This is a genomic window from Ancylobacter sp. SL191 (assembly GCF_026625645.1).
In the GTDB taxonomy this organism is placed as follows: domain Bacteria; phylum Pseudomonadota; class Alphaproteobacteria; order Rhizobiales; family Xanthobacteraceae; genus Ancylobacter.
Genome location: NZ_CP113056.1, coordinates 2,122,853 through 2,145,243, shown reverse-complemented (window position 1 = coordinate 2,145,243; position 22,391 = coordinate 2,122,853). Strand labels below are relative to the sequence as shown.

Annotated in this window: 20 protein-coding genes and 1 tRNA gene; 13 read left to right on the top strand and 8 right to left on the bottom strand. The window is 66.7% G+C overall.

The window, feature by feature from the left end:
- Nucleotides 1-117 precede the first annotated feature (117 nt).
- Both OU996_RS09685 and OU996_RS09680 read right to left on the bottom strand, forming a co-directional pair.
- Complete coding sequence (locus OU996_RS09685; protein ID WP_267585386.1) at nt 118-975, bottom strand: prephenate dehydratase; 858 nt, start codon at nt 973-975, stop codon at nt 118-120.
- Nucleotides 972-1,736, bottom strand: coding sequence for a 3-deoxy-manno-octulosonate cytidylyltransferase (locus OU996_RS09680; RefSeq protein WP_267585385.1), 765 nt, complete (start codon nt 1,734-1,736; stop codon nt 972-974). The genes OU996_RS09685 and OU996_RS09680 overlap by 4 nt, the downstream gene beginning before the upstream one ends.
- A gap of 218 nt (nt 1,737-1,954) precedes the next feature.
- Here OU996_RS09680 and OU996_RS09675 point away from each other — a divergent pair, with 218 nt between their 5' ends.
- From OU996_RS09675 to OU996_RS09615, 13 genes are all read left to right on the top strand, one after another.
- Nucleotides 1,955-2,494, top strand: coding sequence for a c-type cytochrome (locus tag OU996_RS09675; protein ID WP_267585384.1), 540 nt, complete (start codon nt 1,955-1,957; stop codon nt 2,492-2,494).
- A gap of 304 nt (nt 2,495-2,798) precedes the next feature.
- A complete protein-coding gene (locus OU996_RS09670; protein WP_267585664.1) occupies nt 2,799-4,685 on the top strand; it encodes an extracellular solute-binding protein in 1,887 nt (628 codons plus the stop codon).
- Between the two features lie 170 nt (nt 4,686-4,855).
- On the top strand, nt 4,856-6,826 hold the full coding sequence (locus OU996_RS09665) for an extracellular solute-binding protein (protein WP_267585383.1): 1,971 nt from the start codon (nt 4,856-4,858) through the stop codon (nt 6,824-6,826).
- A 290-nt stretch (nt 6,827-7,116) separates the two neighbouring features.
- The gene (locus OU996_RS09660) at nt 7,117-8,223 is read left to right on the top strand and encodes a microcin C ABC transporter permease YejB (protein ID WP_267585382.1); all 1,107 of its coding nucleotides are present in this window, start codon (nt 7,117-7,119) and stop codon (nt 8,221-8,223) included.
- A 3-nt stretch (nt 8,224-8,226) separates the two neighbouring features.
- Nucleotides 8,227-9,435 (top strand): ABC transporter permease, encoded by a 1,209-nt coding sequence (locus tag OU996_RS09655; protein WP_267585381.1) that lies wholly within the window; start codon nt 8,227-8,229, stop codon nt 9,433-9,435.
- Nucleotides 9,432-11,066: an ABC transporter ATP-binding protein gene (locus OU996_RS09650; protein ID WP_267585380.1), complete on the top strand. Its 1,635-nt coding sequence runs from the start codon at nt 9,432-9,434 to the stop codon at nt 11,064-11,066. Before OU996_RS09655 ends, OU996_RS09650 begins: the two co-directional genes overlap by 4 nt.
- Nucleotides 11,067-11,077: 11 nt before the next feature.
- A complete protein-coding gene (locus OU996_RS09645; RefSeq protein WP_267585379.1) occupies nt 11,078-11,722 on the top strand; it encodes an NUDIX domain-containing protein in 645 nt (214 codons plus the stop codon).
- Between the two features lie 166 nt (nt 11,723-11,888).
- Nucleotides 11,889-13,127 (top strand): rhamnan synthesis F family protein, encoded by a 1,239-nt coding sequence (locus tag OU996_RS09640; RefSeq protein WP_267585378.1) that lies wholly within the window; start codon nt 11,889-11,891, stop codon nt 13,125-13,127.
- A 10-nt stretch (nt 13,128-13,137) separates the two neighbouring features.
- On the top strand, nt 13,138-13,692 hold the full coding sequence (gene rfbC, locus OU996_RS09635; protein WP_267585377.1) for a dTDP-4-dehydrorhamnose 3,5-epimerase: 555 nt from the start codon (nt 13,138-13,140) through the stop codon (nt 13,690-13,692).
- 52 nt (nt 13,693-13,744) lie between these two features.
- Entirely contained in the window at nt 13,745-14,806 is a 1,062-nt protein-coding gene (gene rfbB / locus OU996_RS09630; protein WP_267585376.1) for a dTDP-glucose 4,6-dehydratase, read from the top strand.
- A gap of 3 nt (nt 14,807-14,809) precedes the next feature.
- The gene (rfbD, locus tag OU996_RS09625; RefSeq protein WP_267585375.1) at nt 14,810-15,724 is read left to right on the top strand and encodes a dTDP-4-dehydrorhamnose reductase; all 915 of its coding nucleotides are present in this window, start codon (nt 14,810-14,812) and stop codon (nt 15,722-15,724) included.
- Nucleotides 15,725-15,728: 4 nt separating this feature from the next.
- Nucleotides 15,729-16,601, top strand: a complete 873-nt coding sequence (gene rfbA / locus OU996_RS09620; protein WP_267585374.1) for a glucose-1-phosphate thymidylyltransferase RfbA — start codon at nt 15,729-15,731, stop codon at nt 16,599-16,601.
- A 99-nt stretch (nt 16,602-16,700) separates the two neighbouring features.
- Nucleotides 16,701-16,774 (top strand) — tRNA-Gly (locus tag OU996_RS09615).
- Between the two features lie 86 nt (nt 16,775-16,860).
- On the opposite strand, the gene OU996_RS09610 is transcribed toward OU996_RS09615, so the two are convergent.
- The 6 genes from OU996_RS09610 to OU996_RS09585 are packed head-to-tail and all read right to left on the bottom strand — an operon-like array spanning nt 16,861 to nt 22,312.
- Nucleotides 16,861-18,201 carry an integrase gene (locus tag OU996_RS09610; protein WP_267585373.1) on the bottom strand — a complete coding sequence of 447 codons (1,341 nt, stop codon included), beginning with the start codon at nt 18,199-18,201 and terminating at the stop codon, nt 16,861-16,863.
- Nucleotides 18,092-18,355, bottom strand: coding sequence for a hypothetical protein (locus tag OU996_RS09605; RefSeq protein ID WP_267585372.1), 264 nt, complete (start codon nt 18,353-18,355; stop codon nt 18,092-18,094). The genes OU996_RS09610 and OU996_RS09605 overlap by 110 nt, the downstream gene beginning before the upstream one ends.
- A 3-nt stretch (nt 18,356-18,358) precedes the next feature.
- A complete protein-coding gene (locus OU996_RS09600) occupies nt 18,359-18,571 on the bottom strand; it encodes a phage head-tail joining protein (RefSeq protein ID WP_267585371.1) in 213 nt (70 codons plus the stop codon).
- On the bottom strand, nt 18,571-20,403 hold the full coding sequence (locus OU996_RS09595) for a prohead protease/major capsid protein fusion protein (protein WP_267585370.1): 1,833 nt from the start codon (nt 20,401-20,403) through the stop codon (nt 18,571-18,573). Before OU996_RS09595 ends, OU996_RS09600 begins: the two co-directional genes overlap by 1 nt.
- Nucleotides 20,400-21,800 (bottom strand): phage portal protein, encoded by a 1,401-nt coding sequence (locus tag OU996_RS09590; RefSeq protein WP_267585369.1) that lies wholly within the window; start codon nt 21,798-21,800, stop codon nt 20,400-20,402. Before OU996_RS09590 ends, OU996_RS09595 begins: the two co-directional genes overlap by 4 nt.
- Nucleotides 21,800-22,312 (bottom strand): MerR family transcriptional regulator, encoded by a 513-nt coding sequence (locus OU996_RS09585; protein WP_267585368.1) that lies wholly within the window; start codon nt 22,310-22,312, stop codon nt 21,800-21,802. The genes OU996_RS09590 and OU996_RS09585 overlap by 1 nt, the downstream gene beginning before the upstream one ends.
- Nucleotides 22,313-22,391: the final 79 nt, after the last annotated feature.

Here is a 22,391-nt window from a genome sequence, read left to right as displayed (position 1 = left end):
GCCGGAGCGCTGCGCCGGGATAGGCTGCCATTCTCCTGGGGCGACCGCCGCCACGTCGGCACGCGATCCCGGATCGGCCTGACGGCCGTCCGGGATGACGGCGGCGGAAGGCGCCCCCTACTCCGCCGCGCTCAGGGCGATGCGGTAGGGGTGGGCGGGGTAGACGCCGAGGATACGCAGTTCCTTGGAGAAGAAGGCGAGTTCTTCCAGAGCGAGCTTCACCGAGGCGTCGTCGGGGTGGCCGACCACGTCGGCATAGAACTGCGTGGCGAAGAACTTGCCGTCCATCTGGTAGGATTCCAGCTTGGTCATGTTCACGCCATTGGTGGCGAAGCCGCCCATCGCCTTGTAGAGCGCCGCCGGCACGTTACGCACGCGGAACACGAAGGTGGTCACGGTCGGCCCGTTACCCGCCGGGGCCCATTCGCCGTCCTTGGCGAGGATGATGAAGCGCGTGGTGTTGTGCGCCTCGTCCTCGATATTCTCGGCGATGATGTCGAGCCCGTAGATCTCCGCCGCGAGGCGCGAGGCGATGGCGGCCTGGGTCGGGTCGCCCGCCTCGGCGACGAGGCGCGCGGAACCCGCCGTGTCGGCGCCGACGATCGCCTTGAGGCCGAGCTTGCGGATGATGTTGCGGCACTGGCCGAGCGCCATCACATGGCTCTCCACCGTCTTCACCGTCGCCAGCGATGCGCCGGGAATCGCCATGAGCTGGTGCGACAGCGGCAGGAAAAACTCGCCGATGATGGTGAGGCCCGAGGTCGGCATCAGATGGTGGATGTCAGCCACGCGCCCGGCGACCGAATTCTCGATCGGGATCATGCCGAGATCGGCCTCGCCATTCTGCAGCGCGGCGAAGGCGTCCTCGAAGGTGGCGCAGGGCACCGCCTCATGGTCCGGGAAAACCTCGCGGCAGGCGATGTGCGAATTGGCGCCGGGCTCCCCCTGGAACACGACGGTGCGGCGCAGGCTCATGATGCACGTCCCTGATTGGCGTCCTCGCGCGCGATGAGCTCGCGCGCCTTGACGAGATCCTCCGGCGTATCGACGCCGAGCGGCACCGTGTCGACGATGGCGACATCGATGCGCATGCCGGCCTCCAGCGCGCGCAGCTGCTCCAGCTTCTCGCGGCTTTCCAGCGGCGAGGGCGGCAGGGCGACGAAGCGCTCCAGCGCGGCGCGGCGATAGGCGTAGAGGCCGATATGATGGAACAGCGGGCCCTCGCCATGAGGGGCGGTGGCGCGGGTGAAATAGAGCGCGCGCAGCCGGTCAGGGGTCAGCGCGCTGCCGACCACCTTCACCACATTCGGGTTGGTGCGCTCATGCGGGTCGGTAATCTCGGCGGTCAGCGTGCCGATATCGACGGCGTCGTCGTCAAGCAGGTCCACCGCCGCGCGGATCAGCGCCGGGTCGATGGTCGGCAGGTCGCCCTGCACATTGACGATGCGGCCGACCCGGCCCTCGGGGTCGATGGCGGTGAGCGCCTCGAAGATTCGGTCCGAGCCCGAGGCGTGGTCGGCGCGGGTCATCACCACCGCGAATCCGGCGGCATCCACCGCCGCGAACACCGCCGCATCGTCGGTGGCGACCACAACGCGGCCGATACCTGCCGCGGCGGAACGCCGCGCCACTTCGACGATCATCGGGCGGCCGCCGACATCGGCGAGCGGCTTGCCGGGCAGCCTTGTCGAGGCCATGCGGGCTGGAATGAGAATAAGGACGTCCTGAGCGGACATTGGGCGGGCCTTCGCTACGGAACCGCGGCCGGTCGGCCCCGCCCCTCGTGGCGAAACGTAGCAACCGCGGCGCGCTTATACGGGTTGCACGGCAACCGTCAAAATGATTAGTTCCGCCGCGGCATTGGCGGCTGTTTCAGACGGCTGCTAAACTGCGTGCGGGGTGCGGTGGACCTTCGGGAAGGGGCCGCACCGTGTTTAGGGAGCGAATGTTTCAAATGGACAGCTTCGAGCTGAACAAGATTGCGGGAGCCGTGCTCGGCGTGCTGACCTTCACGCTGGGGCTGAACGTGTTCTCCGACATATTGTTCTCCAGCCACGCGCCGGAGAAGCCCGGCTACGAGATTGCTGTCCAGGAAGCCGCCTCGGGCGAGGCGCAGGCCGCCGCCCCGGCTGACGTGCCGATCGCCCAGCTGCTTGGCGCCGCGAGCGTCGAGAAGGGCGCCGCCGTCGCCAAGAAGTGCGCCGCTTGCCACAATTTCGTCGAAGGCGCCGGCGCCAAGGTCGGCCCGGATCTCTACGGCATTGTCGGTCGCCCGATCGCCAGCGCGGAAGGCTTTGCCTATTCCGCCGCGCTGAAGGCGCATGGTGGCAACTGGACCTTCGACGAGCTGAACGCCTTCATCAAGAACCCGAAGGCAGACATTCCCGGCACCGCCATGGGCTTCGCCGGCATCGCCAAGGAAACCGAGCGCGCCGACCTGCTGGTCTATCTCAACAGCCTGTCGCACAGCCCGCAGCCGCTGCCGGCGCCCTGATTGGCCAGCCAATAAAGCCGGGCGGCCGACGCCGCCCGTTGCTTCAAAACTTTCACGATTCCGTCAGGCCGGCGGCGCTTTGCGCCCCGGCCTTATTCTTTTCATGACGTAACGGTCCATAATCCCCGCGACACGGCGCGGCGCGCCGGGGATGCTGCGCGGCTGCGCGCGTCCGGTGCCGTGCCGCACGACGCGTGATGTGAGACGCGGCGTCCAAGAAGCGTGGCCTGAGAAGGATGTGTGCATGACGAGCCGTTCCGCCTGTTCCCCCGCCCCCGTCCGGCTGATGGCCTCGCGCCGGCACATGCTGGCGGCCCTGTGCGGAGGCGCCGCGCTTCTCGGCCTCGCTGTGACCGGCCCGGCCGGCGCGCAGGAGGCTAGCCCGGCCGCGACCCCAGCAGCGACCCCCGCGGCGGCGCCGGCGAAGGAATGGCGCCACGGCCTCTCCTTGCTCGGCGAGCCGAAATACAAGCCGGGCTTCGCCCATTTCGACTATGTGAACCCGGACGCGCCCAAGGGCGGGCTGCTGCGCCTCTCGGTCGACGGCACCTTCGATTCGCTGAACGACCTCATCGCCCGCGGCACGCCCGCCTCCGGCCTCCAGCTCATCTACGACACGCTGATGGCCCCCGCCTCCGACGAGGTGGCGACCGAATATGGCCTGCTCGCCGAGGCGGTGAGCTACCCGGCGGACTTCTCCTCCGTCACCTACCGCCTGCGCCCGGAGGCCAAATGGCATGACGGCCAGCCGGTGACCGCCGAGGACGTTGTCTGGTCCTTCGAGCAGATGACCAAGAACAACCCGCGCATGGGCTATTACTACAGCCATGTGAAGGGCGCCGCCGTCACCGGCGAGCGCGAGGTGACCTTCACCTTCGACCAGACCGGCAATCGCGAGCTGCCGCAGATCGTCGGCCAGCTCCGCATTCTGCCCAAGCACTGGTGGACGGCGAATGACGCCTCCGGCAAGCCGCGCGACATCAGCCAGGGCACGCTGGAAATCCCGCTCGGCTCCGGCCCCTACAAGGTCAAGCAGGTGACCCCCGGCCGCTCCATCTCCTTCGAGCGGGTGCCGGACTATTGGGGCAAGGATCTGCCGGTGAATATCGGCACCAATAATTTCGCCGAGCAGCGCTACGAGTATTTCCGCGACGGCACGGTGGAGCTGGAGGCCTTCAAGGGCGACCAGTATGATTTCCGCGTCGAGACCTCGGCCAAGGACTGGGCAACCGCCTATGACTTCCCGGCGGTGAAGGAGGGCCGCGTGGTGCTGGAGGAATTCCCCAACCGCGCCTCCGGCTCGATGCAGGCCTTCATTCCGAACCTCCGCCGCGAGAAGTTTCAGGACCAGCGGGTGCGCCGGGCGCTGAACCTCGCCCTCGATTTCGACGGCATGAACCGCACGCTGTTCTTCGGCCAGTACAAGCGCACCTCCTCCTATTTCCAGAACACCGAACTGGCCTCCTCCGGCCTGCCGCAGGGCCAGGAACTGGCGATACTGGAGAGCGTGAAGGACAAGATCCCGGCCAGCGTCTTCACCACGCCCTACACCAACCCGGAAGGCTGGAGCGAGGGCCTGCGCCGCGGCAATCTGCGCGAGGCGGCAAACCTCCTGCGCCAGGCCGGCTATGAGGTGAAGGGCGGCAAGCTGGTCAACGCCAAGGGCGAGCCCTTCACGCTGGAGATCCTCATCGCCAACCCGGCCTTCGAGCGCGTCGCGCTCTATTACAAGCCCTCGCTGGAGCGGCTCGGCATGACGGTGAATGTCCGGCAGGTCGACACCTCGCAATATATCAACCGCCTGCGCGCCCGCGACTTCGACATGATCATCACCGGCTGGGGCCAGTCGCTCTCGCCGGGCAATGAGCAGCGCGATTTCTGGGGCTCGGCCGCCGCCGATCAGGAAGGCTCCAGCAACTATGCCGGCATCAAGGACGCGGGCATCGACGCGCTGATCGAGAAGGTGATCTACGCCCGCGACCGCGCCGAACTCGTCGCCGCCACCCGCGCCCTCGACCGCGTGCTGCTGGCGCATGACTATGTGGTGCCGAGCTGGAACTACCCGAACATCCGCACCGCCCGCTGGAACCGCTTCGGCCACCCCGACAAGCTGCCGGACTATTCCTTCGCCTTCCCCGACATCTGGTGGTGGGACGCGGAGAAAGCCGCCAAGACCGGGGGCGCCCGGTGAGCGGGCGGGAGATGGAGTTCGGTTCACCGTCATCCCGGCCGGAGGCGAAGCCTTCGAGCCGGGATCGTCACCCGCATCCGGCCACGCCGGCACGCGATCCCGGCTCGGCCGTTCCGGCCGTCCGGGATGACGGACACACCCTCTCCCGCCGCTCTGTCCTGATAGATGCAATGCGCCAGAGCGCGGATGTCGACCCGCACGCCGCCGACCTCTCCCCCACGAGGAGAGGTGAGGCGCCGGGCACCCTCTCCCGCCGCACTGTCCTGACGCTCGCCGCCGGCGCCGGCGCGGCCTTTGCCCTGCCCCGGCGCGGCGTCGCGCAGACGTCCCCCGAGGCCCCAGTGGCGGCGCCGGCCACTGGCGCCGCGCCCGACGCGGAGCGCCACGGTCTCTCCGCCTTTGGCGACCTGAAATACCCCGCCGATTTCGCCCATTTCGACTATGTCGACCCGAAGGTCGCCAAGGGCGGCACCTTCTCGCAGATCGGCCCCAGCGCGGCCTACAACCAGTCCTTCCAGACCTTCAACTCGCTCAACGCCTATATCCTCCGGGGCGATGGCGCGCAGGGCATGGAGCTGACCTTCGATTCGCTGATGGCTAGGGCCAATGACGAGCCGGACGCGGTCTATGGGCTGGTGGCGAAAAGCGTCGCCATCTCCGCCGATGGCACGCTCTACCGCTTCCGCCTGCGGCCGCAAGCGCGCTTTCATGACGGCACGCCGCTCACCGCCGAGGATGTCGCCTTCTCGCTGAACCTCCTGAAGGCCAAGGGCCATCCCGTCATCACGCAGGTGCTGCGGGAGATGGAGGGGGCGCAGGCCGAGGCGCCCGATCTGGTGGCGGTGCGCTTCACCCCCGCCCGCGCCCGCGACGTGCCGCTCTTCGTCGCCACGCTGCCGATCTTCTCCAAGGCCTATTACAGCGTGAAGAGCTTCGAGGAGAGCACGCTCGAGCCCCCGCTGGGCTCCGGCCCCTACAAGGTCGGCCGGGTCGAGCCGGGCCGCACCATCGCCTTCGAGCGAGTGACGGATTATTGGGGCGCCGACCTGCCGGTGAATGTCGGCACCGACAATTTCGACACCATCCGCTTCGAGTATTTCCGCGACCGCGAGGTCGGCTTCGAGGCGTTCAAGGCCAAGGCCTATCTGTTCCGCCAGGAATTCACCGCCCGCTCCTGGGCCACCGGCTACACCTTCCCCGCCTTCACCGAGGGCAAGGTGAAGCGCGCGATCCTGCCGGACGCCACGCCCTCGGGGGCGCAGGGCTGGTTCCTCAACACCCGCCGCCCGAAGTTTTCCGATCCGCGCGTGCGCGAGGCGCTGTCCTACGCCTTCGATTTCGAATGGACCAACAAGAACCTGATGTTCGACGCCTATCGGCGCACCAGCTCCTTCTTCGAGAATTCCGACCTCGAGGCGGAAGGCCCCGCCGGGCCGGAGGAGATCGCGCTGATCGAGAGCCTGGGCGATAAGCTCACCCCGGCCGACATCGCCGTGCTCAAGGCCCCGCCCTGGAGCCCGCCGGTCTCCGACGGTTCGGGCCAGGACCGCGCGCTGCTGCGCAAGGGCGCCCAGCTGCTGCGCGAGGCCGGCTGGGAGATCAAAAGCGGGCGGCTGGTGAATCCCGCGGGCGAAGGGCTCACCATCGAGTTCCTCGACGATGAGAACGGGCTCGAGCGCCACACCGCGCCCTTCATCAAGAACCTCAAGCTCCTGGGCATCGAGGCCCATTTCCGGCTGGTGGACGGGCCGCAATATCAGCGCCGGCTGAACGAGTTCGACTTCGACAGCACGGTGCGGCGCTATTCCATGTCCACCGTGCCCGGCGAGTCGCTGCGCAACTATTTCGGCTCGCGCGCTGCCGCCACGCCCGGCTCAAGCAACCTGTCCGGCATCTCCGATCCCGTCATCGACCTCCTGATCGAGCAGGTCATCGCCGCCCCCACCCGCGAGGCGCTACGCACCGCCTGCCGCGTGCTCGACCGGCGCCTGCGCGCGGGCCGCTACTGGGTGCCGCACTGGTACTCGGCCGAGTTCCGCATCGCCTTCTGGGACGAGTTCGGCTGGCCGGCGAGCCCCCGCCCGACCTATGCCCGCGCCATCCCCGACATCTGGTCCTCCCGCGCGCGGACGGCGGGGTGAGGGCGATGGCGTGGCAGGGCGCTTACCGTCTCCATCCCCGCCCCAGAACACCGTCATCCCCGGGCTTGGCCCGGGGATCCACGACTTGCCTTCCGCACGTCAAAGGCGTGGATGGCCGGGCCAAGCCCGGCCATGACGGCGCGCGGGTGGCCAGTCCCGCATCAAGGGTCCATCGTCGGACCACCTCACCCCGCGCAACGAAGGCGCATGAACGGACGTTAAGTTGACGCGGTAGCGCACGACCGCCACCTTGATGCGCTGCCGGAGCCCCGCGGAGGACATCGCGCCGAATGCTCGCCTATATTGTGAGACGCCTCGCGCTGATGGTGCCGACCATCATCGGCATCATGCTGATCTCCTTCGCGGTCGTGCAGTTCGCCCCCGGCGGGCCGGTGGAGCGCGTCATCGCCGAGATCACCGGCCAGGGCTCCTCGGCCACGGCGCGGATTTCCGGCGGCGGCGGCGATTTCGGCGGCATGTCGCAGGGCGCGCCGGCCGGCGATCCCGTCTCCTCGAAATATAGGGGCGCGCAGGGGCTGGACCCCGCCTTCATCAAGGAGCTGGAGAAGCAGTTCGGCTTCGACAAGCCGGCCTATGAGCGCTTCGGCCTGATGATGTGGAACTATCTGCGCTTCGACTTCGGCCGCTCCTATTTCCGCGACATCTCGGTCATCGACCTGATCGGCGAGAAGATGGCCGTCTCCGTCTCGCTCGGCCTGTGGATGATGCTGATCACCTACGCCATCTCCATCCCGCTCGGCATCGCGAAAGCCGTGCGCGACGGCTCGCGCTTCGATGTGTGGACCTCGGCGGTGATCGTGGTCGGCTACGCCATACCGAGCTTCCTGTTCGCCATCCTGCTGATCATCCTGTTCGCCGGCGGCTCCTTCTTCTCCTGGTTCCCCTTGCGCGGTTTGACCTCCGACAATTGGGAACAGCTCTCCCTCAGTGCCAAGATCGTCGATTATTTCTGGCACCTGGCTCTCCCCATCATCTCCATGGTGCTCGGCGCCTTCGCCACCATGACGCTGCTCACCAAGAACTCCTTCCTCGACGAGATCCGGAAGCAGTATGTGGTCACCGCCCGCATGAAGGGGCTGTCGGAGCGGGCGGTACTCTACCGCCATGTGTTCCGCAACGCGATGCTCATCATCATTGCCGGCTTCCCCGGCGCCTTCATCTCCGCCTTCTTCACGGGATCGCTGCTGATCGAGACCATCTTCTCGCTCGACGGGCTGGGCCTGCTCGGCTTCGAGAGCGTGCTGAACCGCGATTACCCCGTGGTGTTCGCCAATCTCTACATCTTCTCGTTGGTGGGCCTCCTGGTGAACCTCATCTCCGACCTCACCTACACCTGGGTCGATCCGCGCATCGACTTCGACACGCGGGACGTCTGAGCCATGGACGCCGCCAACACACTGCCGCCCTCGGACACATCGGCCTCACCCGCCACGGGGCTGGACACATCGGCCTCATCGTCCACCTCACTGCACTCACAATCCACGCGCCCGGCGCGGCTTTCGCCGATAAACCAGCGGCGCTGGGAGAATTTCAAGCGCAACCGGCGCGGGTGGTGGAGCTTCTGGATCTTCATGGTGCTGTTCGTGCTGAGTCTCGGCGCGGAGATCATCGCCAACAACAAGCCGTTTCTCGTAAGCTATGATGGCGGCTACTATTTTCCCGCCTTCAAGGCCTATCCCGAGACCACGTTCGGCGGGGATTTCGAGACCGAGGCGGATTACCGCGACCCGTTTCTCCAGAAGCTGATCACGGAGAAGCACGGCTGGATGCTCTGGCCGCCAATTCGCTATAGCTACCAGACCCATAACCTCGATCTGCCGACCCCCGCCCCCTCCCCGCCGACCTGGATGCTGACCGACGCGCAGTGCCAGCCGGTGGCGGAAAAGCTCGGCGGCAATGGCTGCGGCGCGCTGGAGTGGAACTGGCTCGGCACCGACGACCAGGGCCGCGACGTGCTCGCCCGCCTGATCTATGGCTTTCGACTCTCCGTGCTTTTCGGCCTGATCCTGACCATCATATCCTCCGCCATCGGCGTCGCCGCGGGCGCCGTGCAGGGCTATTTCGGCGGCTGGACAGACCTTATTTTTCAACGGTTTATCGAGATCTGGACGTCGATCCCGGCGCTCTATCTGCTGCTGATCGTGTCCTCCATCCTGGCGCCCGGCTTCTGGGTGCTGCTCGGTATCATGCTGCTGTTTTCCTGGGTGTCGCTGGTCGGGCTTGTGCGCGCCGAATTCCTGCGCGCCCGCAACTTTGAGTATGTGCAGGCCGCCCGCGCGCTCGGCGTCTCCAGCGGCACCATCATGTGGCGGCATTTGCTGCCCAACGCCATGGTGGCGACGCTCACCATGCTGCCCTTCATCGTCTCGTCCTCGGTCATGACCTTGACGGCATTGGACTTTCTCGGCTTCGGTCTGCCCCCCGGCTCGCCCTCGCTGGGTGAATTGCTGGCGCAGGGCAAGTCCAATGTGCAGGCCCCCTGGCTCGGCCTCACCGGCTTCTTCACCGTCGCCCTGATGCTCAGCCTGCTGATCTTCATCGGCGAAGCGGTCCGCGACGCCTTCGACCCGCGGAAGACCTTCCAGTGAGCAAGCCCTTGCAGGATCAAGCACTTCTCACGGTCGACGACCTCTCCGTCGCCTTCGCGCAGGGCGGGCGGACGACGCTGGCGGTCGATCATGTGTCGTTCACGCTGAACCGGGGCGAAACACTCGCGCTGGTTGGTGAATCCGGCTCCGGCAAATCCGTCACCGCGCTCTCCATCCTCAAGCTGCTGCAATACCCGGCCGCCTCGCACCCCTCCGGCCGGGTGATCTTCAACGGCGCCGACCTGCTCGCCATGGAGGAGCACGAGATCCGCCGCGTGCGCGGCAACGACATCACCATGGTGTTCCAGGAGCCGATGACCTCGCTCAACCCGCTGCACACGGTGGAGCAGCAGATTGGCGAAATCCTTTTCCTGCACAAGGGGATGCGAGGACCGGCGGCGCGCGCACGGGTGATCGAGCTGCTCACCGAGGTCGGCATTGCCGATCCGCAGACGCGGCTCGGCGCCTACCCGCACCAGCTCTCCGGCGGTCAGCGCCAGCGCGTGATGATCGCCATGGCGCTCGCCAATGAGCCGCAATTGCTGATCGCCGACGAGCCGACCACCGCGCTCGACGTGACCGTGCAGGCGCAGATCCTCGCGCTGTTGAAGGATCTCCAGCGCCGGCTCGGCATGGCCATGCTGTTCATCACCCACGACCTCGGCATCGTGCGCAAGGTCGCGGACCGGATTTGCGTGATGAATCATGGGCGTATCGTCGAGGCCGGCGATGTCGCCGCCATATTCGAGGCGCCCGCCCACCCCTACACAAAGGCACTTCTGGCCGCCCAGCCGCGCGGCAACCCGTCCCCGCCCCACCCCGAGGCACCGGTGGTGCTGGAAGCGGACAATCTCAAAGTGTGGTTCCCGATCAAGGCCGGAATCATGCGGCGCGCGGTCGGTCACATCAAGGCGGTGGACGGCGTCTCGCTCGCCATCCGCCGGGGCGAGACGTTGGGCGTGGTCGGCGAAAGCGGTTCGGGCAAGACCACGCTCGGCCTCGCGCTGCTGCGGCTGATTTCCTCGCAGGGGCCGATCGTGTTCATGGGCCAGAACATAAATGCGCTTGGAATCAAGGAGATGCGGGCCCACCGCAATGCGATGCAGGTGGTCTTCCAGGATCCCTTCGGCTCGCTCAGCCCGCGCATGTCGATCACCGACATCATCGGCGAGGGGCTGCGCGTGCATCAGCCGCGCCTCAGCGCCGAGGAGCGCGACGCCCGCGTCGTCGCCGCCCTGCGCGATGTCGGGCTGGAGCCGGAGACCCGTCACCGCTACCCGCATGAGTTCTCCGGCGGCCAGCGCCAGCGCGTCGCCATCGCCCGCGCCATCGTGCTGGAGCCGTCCTTCGTCGTGCTGGACGAGCCGACCAGCGCGCTGGACATGATCGTGCAGGCGCAGATCGTCGACCTGCTGCGCGACCTGCAGCAGAAGCGGAATCTCACCTACATGTTCATCAGCCATGATCTGCGCGTCGTCGCCGCCCTCGCCTCCCGTCTTCTGGTGATGAAGGGCGGTGTGGTGGTCGAGCAGGGCCCGGCGGCCGAGTTGTTCGCCGCGCCGAAGAGCGCCTATACCCGCGCCTTGTTCGCCGCCGCCTTCAATATGGAGACGGCCGAGGGGTTGGCGTAACCGGAGGTTGCATGTTGATCGAACGCGCCAAGGCCGGCCCGCTTGAGGACCGCGCCATCGAGGTCGTGAGCGAGCCGCCGATCCGCATCGGCGATGGTTTCCGCCCCTATGAGCGTCATCACGTTACAACTTCTGGTCGCGGCGGCGCGCCCCTGCGCCAGCAGCGCGACATTATACGTGTCGGCCCTGTGGTTGCGACGCTCGCCTATGACCCCGACGCTGCACTCTTCGTCCTCATCCGCCAGTTCCGCATCGCCGCCCACCTCGCCACCGGGCGAGGGGAGATCGTCGAGCTGGCGGCGGGGCTGCTGGAGCCGGGCGAGGTGCCGATCGAGGCGGCGGCGCGCGAATGCCGCGAGGAAATCGGCGTAGCCCCGCGTAAACTCTTGCCAATGTTCAATTTTTTGCCGAGCCCCGGCGTCTCTGACGAGTACGCGCATGTCTTTCTCGCCCTCGTCGATTCGTCACAGGCACCCGCCGAGGCTGGTGAGGCCGGTGAGACCGAGCACACGCGCCCGCTGCTGGTGCCGGTCGAGGACGCGCTCGCCAGCCTCACGCACCCCGATCCTGCGATCGAAAACGGCTTCGTCCTGCTGGCGCTGCAATGGTTCGCGCTGAACCGGGAGCGGGTTGCCGGCTGGGTTGGGAAGCGATGACGGTATTTTATAACCGCTGCGCAGGGCGCATGGCCCGCGCAACAGCCAGACATGTTTTGAAACTCGCCACCGAAAGACGCCAAGCGTATAGCTTCGCGGGTAGTTTGGAGACGATCTATCTTGCCGTCTTGTGATCGGCTGCCGCCGAACCTGTCATGTAGGACTTATGCAGTTTCGCGCCTTTGAAGTACGCCCTCGGGCCAACGTGTCCCGGCTGTTGTCCGAGTTGCAGGTGGAGATTGACGGGCGTCTCACGCGCCTGAACCTGCCGAGCATTGACGGGCTCACCTATCAGCTTGTCCCGCAAGTTGACGCGCCGATCGCACTGGCCGGGGAGGACTTTTCCGTTCAACCCTGCGGCTACCTGCGCGGCTTACTGATGCGCGCGCGCGCCCGCTGGCTGGTGAAACCGAAGGATCAACTGGTCTTGGACCAGATGGTCATCTTCGCCCGAGGTCGACGCGGCAAGCGGCGCGAGTTTCGCAAGGTGCTGCAGAGCTTTCGCAATGGCGGCCTCGCGCTCGACCGTCCCGAGCTGTCGCAATTCCCGGAGTTGCTCGCCGGTTGGGCCGATCGGTCGACCCCTTCCCCCGTGACGCCGAACCAACCCCGCCGCCCGGGACCGCCGCGCTTTGCCATCGTTGCGCATGTCTACTATCCGGAGGTGTGGCCGGAAATCTCCACCATCCTGCGCTTGGTCGACCAGCCCTTCGATCTCATCATCACAACCGTTCCCGACCGCGAGGCACTGAGCGCGCGGATCCTGCAGGACTTCCCCGATGCCGACATCCGCGTCTTCGAGAATCGCGGGCGGGATGTGCGTCCGTTCCTGTGTCTGCTCGAGGAAGGCCGGCTCGACCGCTACGCGAGTATCTGCAAGATCCACGGCAAGAAGTCGGTCGATGGCGGGCGCGTCGCGCTGCTTGGAAACATCTGGCGCAACCGGCTGCTGTTCGATCTCCTCGCCGCCCCCGGTGTGATTGACCGGATCCTCGGCATCTTCGACGCGTTTCCCCGCGCCGGCATGGTGGGCTCCCAGTCTTACCGGTATCCCAGCGACCATTTCGACCTCAAGGCGAGCTGGGGCAAGAACCGCGAGACGGTGCTGGCGATTGCCAGTCGCATGGGAATACCGCCAGAGCTTTTCAAGCTCGATTTCTTTGGCGGCACCATGTTCTGGGCTCGTCCGGAAGCACTTTCTCCGCTAAGGGAACTCAAGCTGTCAGCGGCTTTTGCGGAGGAGCAGGGCAAGCTGGACGGCGCCCTGGAACATGCCGTGGAACGGCTGTTCTCGACAGCCGCGGAAGCGGCGGGCTACAGGCTCGCCTCCGTGGATGGGCTTGAAACCGCCACTCAATCGTCCTTAGCTCCGGCGCCCGCCGAACCGATCATCCGCCTGGTGTGAGTAGCGTTAGATGCGATTTGACCGTTTCGACATCGCCGACCTCCTTCTTGTGACGCCCAAGCGGATCGGTGACGAGCGTGGGTGGTTCTCCGAGATCTTTCGCGAGGATCTCTTCCGCGCGGAAGCCGGAGACGTGCATTTCGTCCAGCACAACCAGTCCTATTCCCGCCCCAAGGGCACCGTGCGCGGCCTGCACTTCCAATTGGAGCCGAAGGCACAGGGCAAGCTGGTGCGCTGCGCGCGCGGGCGGATGCTGGATGTCGCCGTCGATCTGCGCCGCACATCCCCGACCTTCGGCCGGCATGTTGCCGTGGAGCTTTCCGCCGAGAATGGCTGTCAGTTCTGGATTCCGGCCGGCTTCGCCCACGGCTTCTGCACCCTCACCGAGGATTGCGAGGTCGCCTATCTCGTGACGGATTATTACAGCGCCGCGCATGACCGTGGCCTTCTGTGGAACGATTCCGAGCTTGCCATCGCGTGGCCGGTGAAAGAAGAGGATGCCATCCTGTCCGAGAAGGACCGGCGGCAACCTCGTCTTCGCGACCTTGGGCCTGTCTTCGCCTGAGGGGGCACACTCGACCGGCGTTCCATGACGCGCGGTGCAAGGGAGATCACGCATGCGAATCTTGGTGACAGGTGGCGCTGGCTTCATTGGATCCGCCGTCGTTCGCCACCTGGTGCGTGAGGTCGGCGCCGAGGTGCTCACCTTCGACAAACTGACCTATGCCGGCAACCTCGCGAATCTCACCGAGATCGGCAATCTGCCGAATCATCAGTTTCTGAAGGCCGACATCTGCGACGCCGACGCCGTGCGTGAGGCGTTCCAGACATTCCGCCCCGACCGCGTCTATCACCTCGCCGCCGAGAGTCATGTCGACCGCTCGATCACCGGCGCGGCGGACTTCGTCCAGACCAACGTTCTCGGCACCTTCACCCTGCTGGAAGCCGCGCGTGGCTATTGGAGCGGGCTCGATCCCGCCGCCAAGGCCGCGTTCCGCTTCCTGCATGTCTCGACCGACGAGGTCTATGGCTCGCTAGGGCCCGACGGGCTGTTTACGGAGACGACGCCCTACGACCCCTCCTCGCCCTACTCCGCCTCCAAGGCCGCGTCCGATCATCTGGTCGTGGCCTGGGGCCGCACCTATGGGCTGCCCGTCCTGGTCTCGAACTGCTCGAATAATTACGGCCCCTACCACTTCCCCGAGAAGCTGATCCCGCTCACCATCCTCAACGCCCTGCACGGCAAGAAGCTGCCGGTCTACGGCAATGGCTCGAACATTCGCGACTGGCTCTATGTCGAGGATCACGCCCGGGCGCTGCACCTCATCGCCAGCGAAGGCCGGCTGAACGAGACCTACAATGTCGGCGGCCGCAATGAACGCAGCAATATCGAGGTAGTGCGTGTCGTCTGCGGCATTCTCGATGAGCTGGCGCCCAAGAGCTTCCCGCACAGCGACCTCATCACCTTCGTCGCCGATAGGCCGGGCCACGATGCGCGCTACGCCATCGACGCCACCAAGCTGGAGACTGAGCTGAACTGGCGGGCACAGGAGAACTTCGAGACAGGCATCCGCAAGACGGTTGAATGGTACCTCGCCAATGAGGCTTGGTGGCGCCCGCTGCGGGATAAGGTCTATGCCGGCGAGCGCCTGGGCCTGCTGGCGACCGCGGATCGCTGAGCGATGAGGATCGCCATTACCGGCACATCGGGGCAGGTCGCGCAGTCCCTCGCCCGCCATGCCGCCGCCGCGGGCGGTGATGCCGTGCTGATCGGGCGCCCAGACTTTGATCTCGCCGCGCCCGACAACGCCTCAACCGTCTTCGCGGCCGCGCGGCCGGATGTCATCGTCTCCGCTGCCGCCTATACGGCCGTCGACAAGGCGGAAAGCGAGCCGGAACTCGCTCACCGCATCAATGCCGACGGCGCCGGCTCCGTAGCGCGCGCGGCCGCGGCGCTGAACGTGCCGGTCATTCACCTGTCCACTGATTATGTCTTCGACGGCTCGAAGACGGGCGAATGGGTGGAGGACGACGCGACCGGCCCGCTTGGCGTCTATGGCGCCTCCAAGCTCGCCGGCGAGCAGGCCGTTCTGGTGGCCACCCCGAACGCGGCAATCCTACGCGTCTCCTGGGTCTACGCCCCCTTCGGCGCGAATTTCGTGCGCACCATGCTGCGCCTCGCGGAAACACGCGACAGCCTCGGTGTGGTCGCCGACCAGATCGGCCGGCCGACCTCTGCGCTCGACATCGCCAGCGCGATCTGGCAGGTCGCGGAACAGCTCACCGCTCACCCGCAGGAGGCGGCACTGCGCGGTCTCTTCCACCTGCCGGCGGGCGGGCCTGCCGCCAGCTGGGCGGATTTCGCTGAGGCGATCTTTGCCAACGCGGCGCGGCGCGGTCAGAAGGGGGCACAGATCGGGCGCATCGGCACGGCCGACTACCCGACGCCCGCGCGGCGGCCAGCCAATTCGCTGATGGATGGATCAAAGATCGCCCGCGTCTATGGCATTAATCTCCCGGACTGGCGCCGTTCGCTGGAGGTCGTGATGGACCAACTGGCCGGCACCGCTCCGGGCAGCGGGCTGAAGAAGGATTGAGACGTTGAAGGGCATCATTCTCGCCGGCGGCGCCGGGACACGCCTCCATCCGATGACGCTTGTCACGTCCAAGCAGATGATGCCGGTCTATGACAAGCCGATGATCTACTACCCGCTGTCGGTGCTGATGCTGGCGGGCATACGCGACATTCTGGTGATCTCGACGCCGCACGACCTGCCGAATTTCGAGCGCCTGCTCGGCGATGGCTCGCAGTGGGGGCTGAACCTCTCCTTCCGCGTGCAGCCCGACCCCGGCGGCCTCGCGCAGGCCTACACGATCGGCGCCGACTTCGTCGGCAACAGCCCCTCCTGCCTGATCCTCGGCGACAATATCTTCTATGGCGCCGGCCTGCAGCGGATGCTGAACGATGCGCGCAACCGCACGGATGGCGCGACGGTTTTTGCCTACCATGTTACCGACCCCGAGCGTTACGGCGTGGTCGAGTTCGACGCGTCGATGCGGGCGCTCTCGATCGAGGAAAAGCCGCTCCAGCCCAAATCCAACTGGGCGGTGACGGGGCTTTATTTCTACGATGGCACGGTCGTCGACATCGCCGCCAATCTGAAGCCCTCAGCGCGCGGGGAGCTCGAAATCACCGACGTCAACCGCGCCTATCTCGAGCGAAAGACGTTGTCGGTCGAGGTGATGGGGCGCGGCTATGCCTGGCTGGATACGGGCACGCCGGATAGCCTGGTGGAAGCCGCCGAATTCGTGCGCACGCTCGAGAAGCGACAGGGCTTCAAGATCGCCTGCCCCGAAGAGATAGCCTTCCGCCAGGGTTTCATCGACGCCGAGCAATTGCAGCGACTGGCCGGCGCGTTGGGCAAGAGCGCCTATGGGCGCTATCTGGCGGCGCTCACGCATGAGAATTTCTAGCGGTTAGCCGCCTTCTGACGGCTGTGCTGAGACGGGTGTGAACAGCCTCAGGAAGGGGTTGAAGCTCCCGCCTCGGCCCTCTAATGTGCCGGCGCCTGAGCGGGCGTAGTTCAATGGTAGAACGGCAGCTTCCCAAGCTGCATACGAGGGTTCGATTCCCTTCGCCCGCTCCAGCGCCAACCGTTACGAACCAACGGTTTGCCGCCCTACCGCTGAACTACACGTTCCCCACGTTCCCCATCGCGTTCCCCATGTCTGTTTACGACTCGTTCCGGCCGGCGCGATGCGCCTGCCGAAGCTCGGCAACCTTGCGGCTCTTGCCCACGGCGCCGCGCGAGTAGCGGGCCGTCGTGGAAGCCTGTGTATGGCCGATGGCACCACGGATCTCATCGAGATCGGCGCCGGCGTCCTCGGCCTCTGTGATGGCGCCTGCGCGGGCGTCCATGTTCCACACCTCGTCCGGGATCCCTGCGGCGCGGGCGATCACACGCCACTCGCGGGCATAGGCATCCTTGGCGTAGGGGCGGCGGGCGTGCTCGTCGATGATGAGCGGCCCGACCTTCGCTGCCGCCGGCACCTTCGCCAGCAGCGCCGCCGTCATCGGGCACAGCGAGAGGTCATGCGACACGAGCGCGCCGGTTTTGGTTGTCTCCTTGGTGAACACGGAGGTGTTGGCGAGGTCCGCCCAGGTCAGGCCGTTCGCCCAGCGCAGCATGCGCCGGCCGCGCTTGCCCTTGAGCATGATGCCGCCGATCTCCGAGCGGGCGACGTGCGGCTCCCACTCACCGATCACGTCCTTCTGCCGCATGCCCGTCTCGAACTGCAGTGCCGTGCCCAGCGCGAGGGAGAGCCGTCCGGCCTCGATCGCCTTGGGGATGAAAGCCTCAACATGGTGTCGTTCTAGGCGGATACGCCTCCGCTTGGATTGCTTGAACCGGGTGGCGTCGAGAATGCTGGCGAGCCGGGCGCAACCCGCGTGCTCGGCCGCGATGCCATAGGCGAACAAGCGCCGGAACATGCTGATGATGCCGTGCGCCTTGCGCACGCGCTCCGGGCCGTCCGGCTCGCGCGGCTTCTTCGCCTCCTCGTACCAGCGGCGGAAGTCGGCCAGGGCGAGATTGGACAGGACGCGCTTGCCGAAAGCGCGGTCGATCACGCGGAGCACCTGATCGTAGGTCTCCCGCGTGTTATGCTTTAGCTCGAAATATGGCGAGGCTTCGTCGGTTTGATAAAGTCGCACGAGGCTCGAAACCGTGCCGTCGAACGGCCGGCGGGTCTGCCGGTGCCCGGCACGCCAGGCCAGCATCTCCGCCTGCAGCTTGCGGCACATGGCCTCGGCGAGAAGACGCTCGCGCGGGTCGTCGAGGTTATAGTGCAGGCGAACAGTCTTCGGTTCGTAACCAGCTTTGGCGATATCGCTGCGGGCCACCCAGCTAAACCGGGTAGTGCCGTCTTTATTATGCCGGCGCTTCAGGCCGGGCGCATCGAGATCAGCGGAGTGCATCAAGGTTCTCCTCTCCGTCAGGTTGAGACGCCTGAACGGTAGAGAGGCCGTAGCGACGATTCCAGAAGGCAAGAACGGCCGGCCAAAAGCGCCCACCCATAATGGGGTCGACGCGGGGCAGACCCTCGCGCTCCAGCATGGTGGCCTTGGCCGTCCACCCGCGCGGGTCCTGACTGAGGCGACGCGCGATCTCGGCCTCGGAGGGAAAGAGACCCTGCGAAGTGACGGGATTGATCTTCCGCGCGCCCATCTTTCACAGCCCTTTGCTGGAGGAGAAATAGACGACCTTCGCCGGGGCATTTGCCCCGGCGATCTGGCGTTCTAGGTCGGCGATGGCGGCGGCAAGTTCAGCATCAGTGCGATACTCATGCTCCTTACCGTCCGAGTAGCGCAGGCGACGGATACCCGTCGCCCGCGCAGCTCTCAGTTTCTCCAGGCGCTCCTGAAGGACATCAACGCCCGCCATCACGCGCCCTCATTCTTGTAGAGGCCGCGGAAGTCGATGACGCCGCAGCCGAAGTCGAGCCCGGCCGCGACCTTGACGGCGCGGGTATCGAAGTCGATCTCGGTGCGGATCTGCGGCCCCTCGGCGCCGGAGACATAGCCATAGACGAGGCTGGGGGCGGCTGCGGGGTCAGCCACAACGTACCAGGCATTGCCGACGATATTGGCGTCCACCACCAGCTCCATCGTGCCCGCCCACGGGTTCACGTCACCCGCCTTGGTGGCAGTGACGGCGGCGAGGATCTGGCGGCCGCCAAGCTCGGTGTCCGGCCCAACCACGAGGAAGCGGGGGGCGAGGTTGAGCGGCACGCCGTCGAGGCTGCGCTGCTTGCGCAGGGAGGCGACAGCGAGCGAGAGCCCGGAGAGCGAGAGAGCGACGGCGAGGGTGGCTACGTTGCCGTGGTCGGCATGGAACAGCGCCTTGCCGTCGGAGAGGGCGGCATTGGTGGCGAGAAGGCCGTAGACGCGGGCGTTCTCGTCGCTGGCGGCACGGATGGCGATGAGGGCGGAGAAGTCCGCCAGCGCCGAGAGGTCGTCATTGATGAGAGCGCGGCGGCCGATGGCGATGCCGGCATTCAGTTCCTTCGCCCGCACCTTCTCGCGGTTCTCGGAGATCGTGCCGTAACGCAGTTCGCCAGCCTCGCTGGTCTCCTGAAACGTCGGGAAGTCACCGATGCGCAGGAAGGCGTGATCGCGGAAGTCGGTGAATCCGCGCCGGGCAGCGATCAGGCGATAGGTCGGTTCGGCTGCGGCGTAGTTGGCGAGAAGGGCCTTGTTGGCCGCGTCCGCCAGCAGAAGGGGGAAGTCGCTGGTGGAGTGAGCGCCGACGGCACGCTCCATCAGCGCATTCTGGTCGCGCAGGTTGAGGCGCTCGCCGCGCGCCTGGGCGAGGTCGCCGATCATGTCCAGCATGCGGAAGCCGGCATAGGCGCGGGCGCGCCCTTCCAGCTTCACGCGGCCGGGGGCGAGGCGATGGGCGAGCGCTTCGCCCATGGCGGAGCGGATCGCGGCAGGGTCGGTGTGGTCGTGGGTGACCGTCGCCACCGTCGGCCGGATCGTCTGCAGCGGCGCGCTGCGGGTCTGCATGGCGGCGAAGGCGGCGGCACGGGCCGCGTCCGTGGTGGCATTGGCGTCGATCTGGCTGTCGATCCAGCCCTGATCGAGACCGGCGACGCTTGCGATGGAACGGATCTCCAGATTGATGGCCGCGCGCTCAGTGGCGGCCGGCGGGTTGAGGGACGGCGCGGGCGCCGGGGCGGAGGGAGCGGGCGGGTTCGCCGGCTCGGTGCTGACCGTCATGTCGTGGCTCCTGATGCCTGCATGCGGGTCGGCGGGGACAACGACGAGGCTCGCCTCGATCAGGGTGAAGCGCTCGGCCACCTTCTCGCGGCGACCGGTCTTCGCATTGGTACGCTCCGACCAGCGCTCGACGGCGTAGCCGATGGAGATGCCGAAGGTGGCACCGTCCGTCAGCTCGGCGGCAATGCGCTGGGAGCGGGGATTGTGGCGGGAGAGCGTGGCGCGCCCCAGGAGGTCCCCGCCGACGACGCGCAGCGTGTCGACGCTCCCGAGCTGGCGATCCACGCTCTCCCTTCCGTGGCTGTCGAGCAGGGGCACACGGGCGGGCCACATCGGCTGCGACAGGAGGAGGATCTCGTCATAGGGACCGTGCACGTCCCAGCGCTCGACAGCGGCGCCGGTCGAGAGCACAGCCTCGAACGTCTGGCTGTCCGCGTCCCAAGAGGACGCGGGGAGCGGCGCGCGGCGGGTGAAGATCTCAGCAGGGGCGCTCATGCCACGGTCTCCTCAATGGGCGCCTTTGCCGGGGCGGCGGGCGCCGCCTTGGCGGGCGTGCTGAAGGCAAGGCCGAGGCGCGCCTCGCGGGCCTTGTCAGCGGCAATCTCATCATCAAGCGCGCCGACATCCATGCCACGCGCTGCCACGGCCTCGCGGCGGCTCATCAGCCCGGCGTTGATGGCGTCGATCTCCGCCTGCACGTCCTTGGCCGGGTCCACCCATTGCTGCTTTGGCGTGATCCAGCGCACCGGGAGAAGGTCCTGCGGGCGGGCGGCAAGCCGGCCCTGCAGGCTCTCGATCATCGCCCAGCGGCGCCAGATGGGGCGCAGCGCCTGGAAGACGATGACGTTGTGCTGGATCATCTCCACCCGGCGACGCCACTCGACGAGGCCGGCACGGATCGAGGAATAGTTGACGCTGGAGAGGTCGCCGGTGAGTACCTCATAGGGCAGGCCGAGGGCGGCGGCGATCTCGTGCAGGGTAATGCGGGCGAAGTCGTTCGCCTCCTGCGCGATGGCTGGCGGGTTGGAGAAGGTCACGTCCTTGCCCGGCGGCAGCACCACCATGGCGCCCGGCTCCAGCGAACCGATAAGCGCATCGCCCTGGGCCTCCCCACCAAAGGGAAGGGTGGCATCGTTGGTCGTGATGAGGCCGGCGAGCAGGGCGCCGACCTTCTGGCGGGTGAGCTGGGCGCCGTGCCACTCGTCGTGCTCGGCGAGGCGCAGGATCGCCGGGGCGAACCAAGAGACGCCGCGCACCTGGCCGGGGAAGTCCGGGCGGAACAGATGCACCACATCCTCGGCAGGCACGCGCACGGGCTGAAGGTTCAAGCCGAGGCCGATCTCGGGGCGCTCCTTCACGATCCAGTAGGCGACGCGGGAGCCGAACATATCGAACTCCACGCCGTTGACGATGCGCCCGCCCTCGGGGAGCGGGCGGGTGAGCGAAGCGTCGAGCTGGTCGGGATCGAGCACGCGAATACGCAGGCCGGCCGGGGTGGCAATCAGCAGCGCCAGCGCCTCGCCATCTACCACCATGCCGCCGACCATCAGCGCGGTGAGACCATAGAAGTCCATCAGGCCGTCGGCGTCCGCCTCGTCCGTCCACGCCGTCCAGCGCGCCGATACGTCGCCGGTCACGGCCGGGACGATGCCCGTGCCGACCAGAGCCGCCGCCCAAGCCGCCTTGCCGGCGGCGCCGTGCGGGTTGTTCGCCACCAGATAGCGGGCGCGATAGCTGGTCGGCGCCCGCGCCGCCTGCGCCGCGCCGTGCTGGTTGCGCATCGCGCCCCAGCCGCCCGTGCGCCGGCCTGTCGCCGCGCCCTCATAGGAGCGGCTCCACGTGCGCCAGCCACCCGTGGCACGCTTGAGGAGGGAGGAGAACATGCCGCTCATCACTCGCTCTCACGCTTGACGGAGACCACCGGACGCGGCGCCTTCTGCGCGATCTGCTCGCCGAGAGCCTTGCAGTCGATCACGATGGCTGAGGCCGCCTTGCCGCACTCGTCACGCATCTTCACCCAGTCTTCCAGGAAGCCGGCGCGAACGATCTCGCCATCCTGGGCAACGATCAGGAAGCGGGCGGTGCGGTTGCCATGGAAGCCGACCAAGGGAGCGTCGGCTGGCGGGACGCTAACCGCCTCGGCGAAATGCTCAATCATTGGACCCGCCGTTCCAGCCGCCATAGTGGCTGTGCCGACTGCCACGCCCTGCGAGGTAAGCGCTTGCAGCGCCATCAGATAACCGAGGTCATAGGCGTAATAGAGCGCACGGTTGCTGACGATCTTGGTCTTGAGGAACTTGCGGCGGCGCCAGTCACGCAGCACGATCTGGGAGATGCCGGTGATGGCCTCCACCTCGGCAGCACTGAAAGCCTCGCGGTCGATAGTAATGCGCTGACCAACCATGTGATGCCTCCCACGTTATCGAGATGGATAACACGAATTTTGATGCGTGGGAAGTATCACGTTCTATTTTTGTGCTCGG